At 38.6% G+C, this 12,346-nt stretch carries 15 protein-coding genes; all 15 read right to left on the bottom strand.

All coding sequences use genetic code 11. From position 1 onward, the window contains the following. Positions 1–10: 10 nt before the first annotated feature. The 15 genes from tadA to msbA all read right to left on the bottom strand — a co-directional run bounded on the left by tadA (position 11) and on the right by msbA (position 12,346). Positions 11–553: a tRNA adenosine(34) deaminase TadA gene (tadA, locus tag EXE10_RS10340; RefSeq protein WP_130113302.1), complete on the bottom strand. Its 543-nt coding sequence runs from the start codon at positions 551–553 to the stop codon at positions 11–13. Between the two features lie 5 nt (positions 554–558). Then, positions 559–1,680: an enoyl-CoA hydratase/isomerase family protein gene (locus EXE10_RS10335; RefSeq protein ID WP_130113301.1), complete on the bottom strand. Its 1,122-nt coding sequence runs from the start codon at positions 1,678–1,680 to the stop codon at positions 559–561. After that, complete coding sequence (ung, locus tag EXE10_RS10330) at positions 1,677–2,390, bottom strand: uracil-DNA glycosylase (protein ID WP_068973184.1); 714 nt, start codon at positions 2,388–2,390, stop codon at positions 1,677–1,679. Before ung ends, EXE10_RS10335 begins: the two co-directional genes overlap by 4 nt. A 72-nt stretch (positions 2,391–2,462) precedes the next feature. Then, positions 2,463–3,059: a 6-pyruvoyl trahydropterin synthase family protein gene (locus EXE10_RS10325; RefSeq protein WP_068973185.1), complete on the bottom strand. Its 597-nt coding sequence runs from the start codon at positions 3,057–3,059 to the stop codon at positions 2,463–2,465. A 223-nt stretch (positions 3,060–3,282) separates the two neighbouring features. After that, entirely contained in the window at positions 3,283–4,245 is a 963-nt protein-coding gene (gspK, locus tag EXE10_RS10320) for a type II secretion system minor pseudopilin GspK (protein WP_130113300.1), read from the bottom strand. Between the two features lie 49 nt (positions 4,246–4,294). Then, positions 4,295–4,906 (bottom strand): type II secretion system minor pseudopilin GspJ, encoded by a 612-nt coding sequence (gspJ, locus tag EXE10_RS10315; RefSeq protein WP_130113330.1) that lies wholly within the window; start codon positions 4,904–4,906, stop codon positions 4,295–4,297. A gap of 47 nt (positions 4,907–4,953) precedes the next feature. Next, the gene (gene gspI / locus EXE10_RS10310) at positions 4,954–5,334 is read right to left on the bottom strand and encodes a type II secretion system minor pseudopilin GspI (RefSeq protein ID WP_130113299.1); all 381 of its coding nucleotides are present in this window, start codon (positions 5,332–5,334) and stop codon (positions 4,954–4,956) included. Continuing rightward, positions 5,321–5,887, bottom strand: coding sequence for a prepilin-type N-terminal cleavage/methylation domain-containing protein (locus EXE10_RS10305; protein WP_130113298.1), 567 nt, complete (start codon positions 5,885–5,887; stop codon positions 5,321–5,323). The genes gspI and EXE10_RS10305 overlap by 14 nt, the downstream gene beginning before the upstream one ends. Before the next feature lie 5 nt (positions 5,888–5,892). After that, the gene (locus tag EXE10_RS10300) at positions 5,893–6,507 is read right to left on the bottom strand and encodes a TetR/AcrR family transcriptional regulator (RefSeq protein WP_130113297.1); all 615 of its coding nucleotides are present in this window, start codon (positions 6,505–6,507) and stop codon (positions 5,893–5,895) included. Between the two features lie 72 nt (positions 6,508–6,579). Beyond that, on the bottom strand, positions 6,580–7,353 hold the full coding sequence (locus EXE10_RS10295; RefSeq protein WP_130113296.1) for a TatD family hydrolase: 774 nt from the start codon (positions 7,351–7,353) through the stop codon (positions 6,580–6,582). A 38-nt stretch (positions 7,354–7,391) separates the two neighbouring features. Next, a complete protein-coding gene (locus EXE10_RS10290) occupies positions 7,392–7,733 on the bottom strand; it encodes a PilZ domain-containing protein (protein ID WP_068973192.1) in 342 nt (113 codons plus the stop codon). Between the two features lie 37 nt (positions 7,734–7,770). Beyond that, positions 7,771–8,751, bottom strand: a complete 981-nt coding sequence (locus EXE10_RS10285) for a DNA polymerase III subunit delta' (protein WP_130113295.1) — start codon at positions 8,749–8,751, stop codon at positions 7,771–7,773. A 76-nt stretch (positions 8,752–8,827) separates the two neighbouring features. Continuing rightward, complete coding sequence (gene kdsB, locus EXE10_RS10280) at positions 8,828–9,589, bottom strand: 3-deoxy-manno-octulosonate cytidylyltransferase (RefSeq protein ID WP_130113294.1); 762 nt, start codon at positions 9,587–9,589, stop codon at positions 8,828–8,830. Then, positions 9,590–10,609, bottom strand: a complete 1,020-nt coding sequence (gene lpxK, locus EXE10_RS10275) for a tetraacyldisaccharide 4'-kinase (protein ID WP_130113293.1) — start codon at positions 10,607–10,609, stop codon at positions 9,590–9,592. It abuts the gene before it with no gap. A gap of 6 nt (positions 10,610–10,615) precedes the next feature. After that, positions 10,616–12,346 (bottom strand): lipid A export permease/ATP-binding protein MsbA, encoded by a 1,731-nt coding sequence (gene msbA / locus EXE10_RS10270; protein WP_130113292.1) that lies wholly within the window; start codon positions 12,344–12,346, stop codon positions 10,616–10,618.

Below are 12,346 nucleotides of genomic sequence, written 5' to 3'. Positions count from 1 at the left end.
GTATTCTAGTTCATTTTTGAATCAGATTAAATTGCATTTGTTGCTTCTTCATCTGTTTTTTTTGTTCACGACGCATTTTAAAAAAATCTGAAAGTTGGCTTGAACATTGTTCATTTAAACATCCACCTTCAAATTGAAAAATATGATTGTAATAACCTGTATCCAATAATTGACGACTACTGACCAATGAACCCGCCTTGGGTTCAAGTGCACCAAAAACCACGCGTTTGATACGTGCATGAATCAAAGCACCAACACACATGGTGCACGGTTCTAAAGTCACATATAAGGTCGCATCATCGGGCAAACGATAATTTTCAATATTTTGGCATGTATTGCGGATTGCTTGAATCTCAGCATGTGCTGTTGGATCATGCTGACAAATCGGTTGATTAAAGCCCTGTCCGATCACTTTATTTTGACTGACTATAATTGCACCTACAGGAATCTCCCCCATAGAAGCAGCAAATGCAGCTTGCTCGAAAGCTAGCTGCATCCATTGTTCATCAATTTGCTTTTGTTGATCTTGCGGATCAAACTCTTGTTCAGACATATCGCCTAGATAACACCGTATTGACGAAGTAATTCATTCCAACTTTCAATCGTTGTTACAGGAGGATTTTTCGCAAGAATACCTGCTAAAGTGAGTGTTTCAACTTTATCCCATTCAGGAGATAGATCTTTATCAACCAAACGTGCACGAACACCTTCTACAAAATCAGGGTGACGAATTTTCCAATCAGAAATTTGACGTTCTAATTCAAACACTTCAGCCCATGAGTGTACTTGACGCCCCCATTGCCATAACAACCAAGTAATTGCCGCCGTACTCGGTGAACCTTTTTGTAAATTTTCACTTGCTTGACGCAACCAGTCACTACGCGCATCACTTAAACCAATAATGGCTTCATAATCGTGTTCAAAATTAACACCGCGACATACACTGTGAATCACATCCAAAGAGTTTTGTAATGGTCCTGGCGATACTGGTCGGTGCATACCATTCAAAGTATCATCCAAAGCACGGAAGTCTCCAGCTGGATAATGCCCCCAATCAATATCTAATAACTTCTGTAAAACAGTATCACGCTGTGCATCACAAATATGCGTCGCCCAACCAATTCCATAACCGCCTGCAGCAGTCATGATTGAACCTGTTAATCCGGTAAATAAGCCAATCGGACCACGATCTGCTAAGAAACGCGTTGCACCAACATCTGAATAAAGACCAATATTCACTTCGGGCATAGCCAAACGTGAATAAGGGGTAACTAAACGGAACGGTGCAGCCATGAATAGCCCTAATCCACCACCCATCACATAACCTTCACCCCATACGACAATTGGTTTTGCATAATTATGCAACAACAAATCTAAATCATATTCTGTGGTAAAGAACTTATTGGCTGTTTCAACTTCATTATTGATCACCAATTGACGAAGCTTACGTACATCCCCGCCCGCACAAAATGCTTTTGGTGTGGTTGAATCTAACCAAATTGCTTTGACCGTATCATCATGATGAAAATCCTCAAACAGTTTCAGCAACGCTGCAACAATAGATTCATCAAGTGCATGAAGCGACTTAGGACGATTTAAGCGAATGATTCGCCATCCATTGTTCGCTTCTTCAATAATCAGATCTGGGTGATAGTCATTTGTATCGGGAGAATTTGTCATGCGTCCAGCTGCCAGTCAATCGGCTCAATGCCATTTTGTTTAAGATAATTATTCGTTTTCGAAAAAACTTTACAACCAAAGAAACCACCACGGTTTGCTGCTAAAGGAGATGGGTGTGCAGCTTTTAAAACCAGATGTTTAGTTTGATCAATGCGTTGTCCCTTTTTCTGAGCATAAGCACCCCAAAGTATAAATACAATATGCTCTTTACGCTCATTCAACACATCAATCACATAGTCAGTAAAATCTTCCCAACCACGTTTTTGATGTGAAGTCGGTTGCCCTGCCTCAACAGTTAAAACACTATTTAGCAAAAGCACGCCTTGTTGTGCCCACTTGGTCAAATCACCATGACGAGACACAGGAACACCTAAATCAGTGTTCAATTCATGAAAGATATTACGCAATGATGGAGGTAATGCAAGCCCTCTTTGCACAGAAAAACTCAAACCATGCGCTTGATCAGGTCCATGATAAGGGTCTTGACCCAAAATCACGACTTTCACATGGTTTAGTGGCGTGGTATCTAATGCATTAAAAATAAGTGAACTCGGTGGATAGATCGTCTTATTTGCATTTTTTTCTTCAAGCAAAAAAGATCGCAAAGCATCCATCTTTTGACCCAGTAAAAACTCAGCCAATTCATTTTTCCAACTTTGATCTAACCGAACTTGATTTAATTTTGTTTGTTCAGGTTCAGACAACTGCATTAACTTTCATCCTAAATTTCTACATCCAATAAAACATATACAATATTTGTGAATTTATGCAGAATTCACAAATTAAATTTTAACTTGCAAATCCACTTCAGGGTTTTGAAATTGAATACCTTGTTTCAATTTTTCATACATCTCTGAATCAGACCATTCTGCTTGAACTTGTTCAGAGAAAATAATTTGATCTAAGCTCAACAACCCCATTTGCTCATTTTCAATATCTTCAATAAAGCTTTGCGCATAACCTGTATCCGTTTCATGCACAATTACAGAATAAACTTCAACATCGCCTTCACCATTTTGGGTAATGGTTGACTTGAGCACTTGTTGCGCTAAATAGAAGAAAACACGCGAAAATTGTTCTGCCGATGGTGAAACAGGCAAAGCCACCCAACGTGCACTAAACGTTTTACATGCTTGAATATATTCAGGGTTATCATCTTGCCAAAAGCAAATTGCATGATCAAAACTGTCAAAAATTTCTTTAATCACACCTTTCAACAGACCAAAGTCATACACCATTTGACCATGATCAAGTTTTGAAGCTTTGAGCAATAATTCAACTTTATAGCTATGCCCGTGGATAGATCGTTTGCAACGATCTGACGTGCAATTCCGCACGATATGTGCATTTTCAAACTTAAATAACTTACGAATTAACATGAGCCAAATTTTATAAACAAATCGGTAATTAATTTCGATTATAAAGCAAAACTCAATTCCTGAGCATTAAATTTAGCGTTCAATGCAATAGGCAAAAAGGATAATTCGATTTTCAGTTTAATTTGAGTCTATTTAATGCTAAAAGTAAAATAAACCTACCTTTCTACAACCCTGCATTAAGAAATATAACTTATATAAATTCAAATATTTATATATATTTTATTTAAAATGGCGCAAGACTCCGTGCATAGATATAGACTTGTCCTTGATCATTACGCACTAAATGACTGGTGAATTGACGCTTGCGTTCACTTAACATGACTTCAATTTTGGCTTGAAAATAATTTGTTTTCACATCAAATAAAGCATCTTTACTTTTCACTGCGAAAGATTCAGCGACCAATGTATCAAACGGTGGCATTTTCATCAGATCATTTACATTTGCAAAGTATTCCATTTTTTCTTGTCTGGCATTTAATGCTGTTTGTATTGTATTGACATCCAACTTTTCATCAATCGCAGCCAAAACCATGGCTGGTGCAGTATTGATATTAATTTTAGTCGCAATATCGGGTAAGGCTGAAATATAAGGTGCAATTAAGTCAAACTTTTCATTTTCAAAACCACGAACCAACTTTAACTCATCAACGCTCATAAACTTGCGATTTGCTGCCAAATAAGGATTTGGTAAACCTTGATAGTAACTATCCTCAGCACCCATTGCACCTAACGTGTCTTTATCTGGATCTTCCCAGTCAATCACCGCTTCCACAATCTCTGCGGGCAATCCAACTCTGACCAACAGTTTTGAAAAATACGCCTGAGCTTGTGGATTTGGCTTTCCTTCTTTATCTACCAAACTATTTAAATTGAATTTTCCTGATTCATCTTCAAGTGTGCCAGAAACATAACCATCTTCCACAGGAAATGCAGGCATTGGTTTTGCCCAAGTCTCTTGTAAATAATCTGCTTCTTTACTGGTTTCGGTATCTTGCGCTAATAATTCTGAATAAAATGCCTCTGCACTTTTCGCATAAAACAGTGCTTGGCTCTGACGTTTTAAAAATGCTGTATTTTCATTGGTTAAATTTTGACGTTTTGCAATAGTTGCAGCAATAATGGTCGCCAGTGCGACCATCACCAAAATCGTAATGAGTGCGATACCTTTTTGCTGCTTAAACTGCATAAATATTTGACCTCAACAATCATCACCATCACATCAGTATGGAAAATAATTAATTATCCTTTTTATCCTGCAAATAATCTGTATTGAGCAAGCTCAATACCCACTCATATTCAACATCCCGAATTGTGACTTTCATCAAAATCCCGCGTGGCAATTGTCTCTCGTCTTTTATATCCCCATCAGGCCAGCGATCAGTCTCATTGGGATTTAAAATTTGAATTTGATATTGATCTACATCAGAAAGTAAAACACTCGACAGAGGCTGATCTGAACGGATTCGGTTTAAATTTGAATATTTTAAGCGATATATTTTTTTATCCTGTCCATTATAGACATATTCCACACGCTCATAAGGTGATAAACCTTGCTTCAATGGATCAGAAACACCTGATTTACTAAAAGCTAACTTTTGGTTATCTAAACGCAATGCAGGTTCAATTTCATCACCATTACGTGCAGAAACAGGCACGATTTGCAATGTATCACGTTGTATTTGTTGATATGCACCCTGTAGTTGCCCAAGATTTTCTTCATGCATTGCATTACGATCTTTGACTTTAATCAGATAATCAAAAATCTTCCAACCGAGTGCAGAAAGTACAGCGAAAATAGCGATCGCAACCAATAGTTCAACCAGTGTAAAACCTGATTTTTTTTGCATCTTCATTATAGATGTCTTGGACGTCGACTGAGTTTTATTGATCATTATTATTCTTTAATCACATAATTAAAAAACACCATATTGGTAATTCCCGCTTCGACTTTGCCCGCATCAGGATCGAATAAACTGACTTGTACATCTATTTTCTGCACCAAAGGGCTAATCGTCGCTTCTGCTTTTTTATCAATCTGCCACGTCTCGCCTTGTGCCGTAATTTGTTTTGATGCTGTCCCAGTTAACCTTTCACGGTTAATAATCATCCGAGAAATTTCATTCTGCGCAACAAATTGTGCTTTGGTTCTTAAAATCGAATTGGCGGTCGATTGGGTATATTGCATCGCCACTTTGGTTAATGCCATCGCTGCCACGGCAAAGATCGCCAAAGCGACCACAACTTCAATTAAGGTAAAGGCTTTATTTTTCTTCATCGACTTTACCCAAATAATCAACACGTATCACATCACCGACAGGCTTCTGCTGATAGTACATTTGAATCGTGGCTGGCTTCGCTTCACCATTTCCAAACCAAATCAACTTCGGTGCATTATTTCCTAATAAATCAGCATTATTGGCATTTTTAAATTGATGGTCTTCTGTTTGTACTGATACAGACACTTGATCAGGCAATGTCCGTTTTTGAAATTCTGGTACAGCTTTCCACGGCGTATTTTCAATCACACGTACGGATTGTTGCGTATTTTGTTTTATCGGAATGTATTCAACAATACCATACTGTGCCTGTGCAACATCAGTCGCATTTTGAAAGTCTAAAGCATAGATCCGTGATTGATCATTGGCCTCACGATTGATTTGTTTTAAATCCAATAATAACATTTCACGAGCTTGCATGGCTTTACGCTGATCTAAGCCATCTACATTCAAAACAATCAGTGAAGCAACGATGCTAATAATCACGATAACAACCATCACCTCAATCAAGGTAAAACCTTTTATATGATGAGGAAATGGCATGCGTTTCATCAGACTTAAGCAACCTGCTCTGTGGCTTGTTGATGTTTTGGCATTGCCAAAGCTTGATCAATCAAAGCAACTCGGAGAGTATCTCGACACCCTAAATAACGCTGATAAAAACTAGAATTGAGAATCGCTGCACCACCATGGGTAATCGACCAAATCGAAGCCAAATAATCTCGAACCGACATCGCACTCTGAAGTGATTCTAAATAGCTTTCCGTCATGCGAATAATCAAACGTAGACGCTGTTTTCGTACTTGATATAGTTCATTAAATAAGAGATGAATGCCTACACCTGTGGTCGATAAACGCTCTTCAATCTGGTGAAATAACACAGCACGTTCAGGATGGTGTAAATGATGCAACATGAAAAAAGCCAAATGCTCTGGAAAGGCTTTTTCTGAGTCGCGTACCATTTCCAATAACATACGCTCATTGCGAATGATCAATAAAATATAGAGTTCATCTTTGCTTTGAAAATGCTTATACAATGTTCCTTTTGCGAGATCTAACTCCGCAGCCAGTGCATCCAAAGTCATTCCCGCTTCACCATTTTCCAGAAGCAACTGCTCTGCAACTTGAAAAATTAAAGCTTCTCTTGCTCTAAATTGAGCCTGTCGATCCATCTTCACCAGTTAAACTCACTTATTTTATCCGTTAACGCGATGTGTCTATATTCAAATACTGACTGGTCTTAATTACTGTTGTTTAAGTAGATTTTCAAAATTTTGCGTGGTAATGAAAGCGATCTCCTCAAGCGTTTTATCATATACATCACTTAAGGCTTTGGCTACATAGGGAACGTATTTTGGTTCATTAGACTTTCCTCTATAGGGCATCGGCGCCAAATAAGGACTGTCTGTTTCAATCAATAGTCGATCAAGCGGCACTTGCTTTGCCACATCACGTAAATCTTGCGCATTTTTAAAAGAAACAATTCCTGAAAAGGAAATGTAATATCCACAATCTAAAACGGCTTTTGCCGTTTCCCAATCTTCGGTAAAGCAATGCAGAATCCCATGTGTAGATTTTTCAGCGCGGATAATATCCACTGTATCATGCTTCGCTGAACGGGTATGAACAACAACAGGTTTTTTAACAATTTGAGATGCATGAATATGACGCGCAAAACATTGTTTCTGTTCTGGAATAAAATCAGTGCTATGAAAATAATCTAGTCCTGTTTCACCCAACGCCCATGCCTTTTCAGCTTGTGCAAGTTCAACCAACTTCTCAACGCTTGCACGTTGCATCACCGCTGGATCTTCACAAGGATGAACACCCACACTATAACCGACATCTGCATGACGCGAAGCAATTTCAGAAAGTGCGATATGATCATCCAAATCTACAGAAATACCCATAAACTTAGATACACCACCTTCCCTCGCTTGTTGCAATGCAGCATCTAAATCACCGGCATAAGGTTCAAGGTTTAACATGGTCAAATGGCAATGTGTATCTACAAACACGGTATTTCCTACTTGGTTTAAATAAAATAAATAACAACTTACATGGTAAAGCTAGGTCGATCCAAAGACATACTGCCTGCAAGCAATCTCTCTGCTTCAATCTTGTAAGCAATACCTTTTTCACCTGACAATTGAATCGCAAAACCTTGAGGTTTCATCCCATTTTGCTTTGGAGAAATCCAAATCACTTTACCCGTCAATGGAATTTTTTGCGATTGATCAGGCAACCCCGCCAAGATAAAAATTTCTTCACCCATTTTCACAGGGTTTTTAGAGGGTACAAACAAGCCACCGCCCGTAATATATGGCATATAACTGGCTTGTAAAGTTGCACGATCTGCAATATTGACTTGAATCAAACCGCCCATACGTGGTTGCATAATCATCTTCCCCTTAATTCATTTTAATACGTCGTTTTTATGTCACATTCATTAATTGAATCGACAATTGATCAATAATTAGATTTGTTTGTACATTTTGATCAACTTTTAACTTGGCTTGTTGTAAATCAGCATAGATTGAAAATAATTTCTCTAAATTATATTGATCTACAATTCCACTAAAATCTAAATCTAGATTTTTTACAGCTTGATTCAGCTTGACACAAATTATATCTGACAACAAGTATTCAAACATCTGGATGAAATCAGAAAAATTTAGTTCTTTATTCCATTTCGTTGCAAACTGCAAAGGCATACTTTTTTGATGGACTAGCTTTTGCCAATCTTGCAAAAATGCTGCACGACGATTAATCCAATCCAACGCCGCCAATTCAATCGCTTGCAATGGCATCTGATTGGATAAATTCATCAATAAATTAATTTTAGCATGTTGCTCAACAGGTAAATGCTGTTGCAAATACCCTAAAGATTGCTCAGGTAAAATACGATCCATCGCAAAATGCTGTAAACGACTGCGAATCGTTGCTGGAAGTTTTAAATAATGATCTGCAAGAAGAATGATTAAGACCCGCTCACCTGGCTCTTCTAATGTTTTCAGCAACGCATTTGCCGAAGCAATATTTAAAGCTTCGGCAGGCTCAATCACAATCACGCGCCAACCATCTACCGTTTGTTGCACAAATGGTAATAAATCACGGATCTTCTCGATCTTAATTTTCGCGTTTTGCTTCTTATTCTCTTCATCGGTGGTGATATTGACATAGTTAGGATGGGTATCCGATTTAAGCCACTGACAACTACTGCACTCACCACAAGCACCTTGTGGTTGCTTATTTAAACATAAAACCCATGACAAAAAGTGCTGTGCAAATGCATGTTTTCCACAACCTTTTTTACCATAAAATAATAAGCCATGTCCAAGTTGCGGGAAGCGACCAGTTAAAGTCTCCCACGTCTGTTGTTGCCAAGGATAAACTTGAGAATTTTGAGCATCCATCAACTGATTATCCCTACACCAAATTTAAAACCAAATACCAAAGTCAAAAAACACTCTATCAATGCACGACAATCTATCATTCAAATACAGAAACATCTAAAGCATTTAAACGATCTAAATCCGCTTGCGTATCCACCCCAGGCGGTAAATTTACTTGTGCAATATCAATCGCAATACGATGACCATTTTCCAAAACACGTAATTGCTCAAGACTTTCTAGGCTTTCCAATGTCCCCATATCCCAAGTCACATATTCTTGTAGAAGTTGCACACGATAAGCATATAAACCTAAGTGACGATATGCATTTAAATGCAATTGAGGTTCAGCGAGTTTTGCACCTTCACGATCATAAGGAATCGGTGAACGGCTGAAATACAATGCCTCATTGAATTTAGACATCACTACTTTGACAATGCTGTCACGTTGAAATTCGTCGATTTGATGAATAGATTCACATAAAGTCGACATTGAACAATTCGGCTTTTGCTCTAACAATTCAGCGACTTGTATCACCAACTGTGCAGGCAATAACGGTTCATCACCTTGTACATTGACAATAATATCTTGTGCATCCCAACCTTTGATTCGAGCGACTTCACTCAAACGGTCTGTGCCCGACGGATGATTCGGATCAGTAATTACGACATCCACACCTTCCGCGCGACACACCTCTGCAATACGCAGATCGTCGGTTGCCACACAGAGATCATCAAAACCTTGCACTTTACGGGCTTGATCAACCACACGTAAAATCATTTCACGACCATGAATTTTTAATAGTGGCTTTGCTGGAAGACGTGAGCTTGCATAACGTGCTGGAATTACAATATGTTTCATTTAATAACCTTGTATTAAATCAATACCAAGTTGAGTTAACTGTTGATTGAGTACTTGATAACACTCATCTGACAAAACTGCTTCGACTGGAACAACCCAGATTTCACGATTGAATTCAGGGTGCTTTTTCAATAAAGGTAACAGTTTAACTGCATCCTTTTCTGTCGTGATAATCGGATTGGTATCTTCAAACTGCAAATCATCAATTTCATAATCATAATGATCTGGAAATTCATGACATTGAAACTGATCGACACCCATTGATTCTAGTGTCGTATAAAAACGCTTCGGAAAACCAATCCCCACCACAGCATAATAATCTTGTTTAGGGTCAAAGGTTTCAGACTGATCAAAAAAGGGATTCAGCAAATAGGGTTCAGCCACTTCTAAGTGCATATTGAGCGCTGATTTTGGAGCGTGCGCATGCTCAATCACTGTACCCTGCGCTAAACGACTTACAGGTTCACGCAAATAGCCTTCTGGCAATAGTTTTTGATTACCTAAACCACGATTATTATCAAGAACAATCCATTCGATTTGACGATCCAAAGCCCAATGTTGTAAGCCATCATCACTGATGATCAAATCCAATTCATGTTGTTTTAATAATAACTCTATACTTTCTTGACGATTTGAACCTACTACCATAGGAACATCCGTAGACTGCACAATCAAACATGGCTCATCACCAACCGTATCTGGTACAGAATCTAAAGTAACGAAAGCAGGAAAAGGGCCATTTCCGCCATAACCACGACTGATTACACCAACACGTATTTGATTGGCCTGTAAATATTTAACCAACTGGATTAACAATGGTGTCTTACCACTACCACCCACAGTAATATTCCCAATGATCATGACGGGTATTGGTGCTGTGTAAACGTTCTTAAAGCCTTTTTTAAAAAGTAGCTTGTTTACACTAAAACCGAATTGATATAACCATGACAATGGGCGCAAGACAATCAACCACTTGGATTGTTTATTCCAAGCATCTTGAATGGTTTGCGCAATAGACATATCAGATTATTCCTCAAAATTGCGTTCATGCAATTGATAATATGCTCCATGCTGTGCCAAAAGTTCAGCATGTGTACCTTGCTCTATGATACGCCCTTTATCCATAACCACAATCTTATCTGCATTTTCAATGGTCGAAAGACGGTGTGCAATCACAATCGTGGTTCTATTTTGATCTCGCATTGCTTCATCAAAAGCTTTTTGAATAAAGTGTTCAGATTCATTATCTAAAGCGCTGGTTGCTTCATCTAGAATGAGAATCGGTGCATTTTTCAAAATTGCACGTGCAATCGCAATACGTTGACGTTGACCACCTGAAATACTCTGACCTTGAGCACCAAGTGGCGTATTATAGCCTTGTGGTAAAGCCATAATAAAATCATGTGCATAAGCCGCTTTAGCTGCTGCGATAATTGCTTCATCGCTTGCACCTTCGGATTGCCCATAGGCAATATTCTCACGTACAGTACGATCAAACAGTACCACTTGCTGATTCACCATCGCGACTTGCTTACGCAAGCAACTCAATTCAATATCATGTATCGGATGATCGTCCAAATAAATTTGCCCTGCGCTAAACTCTTGGAAACGCACCAACATATTGACCAATGAAGACTTACCTGCGCCTGACCTACCCACTAAGGCAATGGTCTGACCCGCTTGAATATTTAAGGTAAAATCATCAATCGCTTTCACTTGATTTTTATAAATCAAATCAACATGATCAAATTTAATATCGCCTTTTAATTTCGGGGTCAAAGTGCCTGTATTCGATTCTTGAGGAAGATCCAATAATTCAAATACCGAATGCGCTGCCGCCATACCACGTTGAAGCTTCTCATTGATATCTGTTAAGTTCTTGATCGGCTTCGCAAGCAAACCCGCTGCAGTAATATAAGCGACAAACTCACCCGCAGTCGTATTACCTAGAATCTGCGGACGCAAAGCCAGCCAAATAATAATACTTAACGCTACAGCCATGACCAATTGAACCAGTGGACTATTTAAATTTTGCACCACCACCATTTTCAGGCCACGTTTTAAATTCTCTTGCGAAGAGTCATAAAAACGCTTTTGCTCGCTCTCTTCACCTGCAAAGCTTTTAACTACAGCTTGACCATTCACGGTTTCTTGAACAATGTGGTTGACATCACCCATCGTGTTTTGCACTTGGATGGATAATTTACGCATGCGTTTAGAAGCTTTACGCACCAATAAACCAATGATCGGTAAAAAGATAAAAATACATAGGGTTAAACGCCAGTTGGTATAAAGCAAGAAGCCCAATAAACCAATTGTGATCGCACCATCACGGATCAATGTCTTTAAGGATTCAGATGAAGCTGCTGTTAACTGCTCCACGTTATACATGATTTTGGCTGTGATATGACCAGATGAATTATCTAAATAATACTGTGATGGCAATCGAATGAGCTTAGCGAAAACTTCTTGGCGAATACTAAAAATCAGATTTCGTGAAATAACTGCTGTGTAATACCCCCCCATGAATAAACCTAAGCCACGGAAGAAAATCAACAAGACAATTAAAACCGGAAACCAATCAAGATCTGCACGACTACCTTTTTGAATTGCATCAATAATAAACTGCAATAACTTTGCCACAGACATTTCTGTCACAGCATTGATACCAAATCCAATAACAACGAGTAACGCAATTCCCCAATACGGTTTAAGGTAGGATAAAAGGCGTAGGTAGACCTTAAAGTCTTGATTCAC

Source organism: Acinetobacter sp. WCHAc060033 (assembly GCF_004209125.1).
Classification (GTDB): domain Bacteria; phylum Pseudomonadota; class Gammaproteobacteria; order Pseudomonadales; family Moraxellaceae; genus Acinetobacter; species Acinetobacter wuhouensis.
This window is presented reverse-complemented; position numbering and strand designations above follow the sequence as displayed.

Excerpts from the sequence above, each read along its gene's own strand:
- EXE10_RS10335 (WP_130113301.1), bottom strand. The coding sequence starts at position 1,680 with ATGACAAATTCTCCCGATACAAATGACTATCACCCAGATCTGATTATT.
- tadA (WP_130113302.1), bottom strand. The coding sequence starts at position 553 with ATGTCTGAACAAGAGTTTGATCCGCAAGATCAACAAAAGCAAATTGAT.
- lpxK (WP_130113293.1), bottom strand. The coding sequence starts at position 10,609 with ATGTCTATTGCGCAAACCATTCAAGATGCTTGGAATAAACAATCCAAG.
- kdsB (WP_130113294.1), bottom strand. The coding sequence starts at position 9,589 with ATGAAACATATTGTAATTCCAGCACGTTATGCAAGCTCACGTCTTCCA.
- EXE10_RS10290 (WP_068973192.1), bottom strand. The coding sequence starts at position 7,733 with ATGCAACCACGTATGGGCGGTTTGATTCAAGTCAATATTGCAGATCGT.
- EXE10_RS10305 (WP_130113298.1), bottom strand. The coding sequence starts at position 5,887 with ATGAAACGCATGCCATTTCCTCATCATATAAAAGGTTTTACCTTGATT.
- gspI (WP_130113299.1), bottom strand. The coding sequence starts at position 5,334 with ATGAAGAAAAATAAAGCCTTTACCTTAATTGAAGTTGTGGTCGCTTTG.
- ung (WP_068973184.1), bottom strand. The coding sequence starts at position 2,390 with ATGCAGTTGTCTGAACCTGAACAAACAAAATTAAATCAAGTTCGGTTA.
- gspK (WP_130113300.1), bottom strand. The coding sequence starts at position 4,245 with ATGCAGTTTAAGCAGCAAAAAGGTATCGCACTCATTACGATTTTGGTG.
- EXE10_RS10325 (WP_068973185.1), bottom strand. The coding sequence starts at position 3,059 with ATGTTAATTCGTAAGTTATTTAAGTTTGAAAATGCACATATCGTGCGG.
- EXE10_RS10285 (WP_130113295.1), bottom strand. The coding sequence starts at position 8,751 with ATGGATGCTCAAAATTCTCAAGTTTATCCTTGGCAACAACAGACGTGG.
- gspJ (WP_130113330.1), bottom strand. The coding sequence starts at position 4,906 with ATGCAAAAAAAATCAGGTTTTACACTGGTTGAACTATTGGTTGCGATC.
- EXE10_RS10300 (WP_130113297.1), bottom strand. The coding sequence starts at position 6,507 with ATGGATCGACAGGCTCAATTTAGAGCAAGAGAAGCTTTAATTTTTCAA.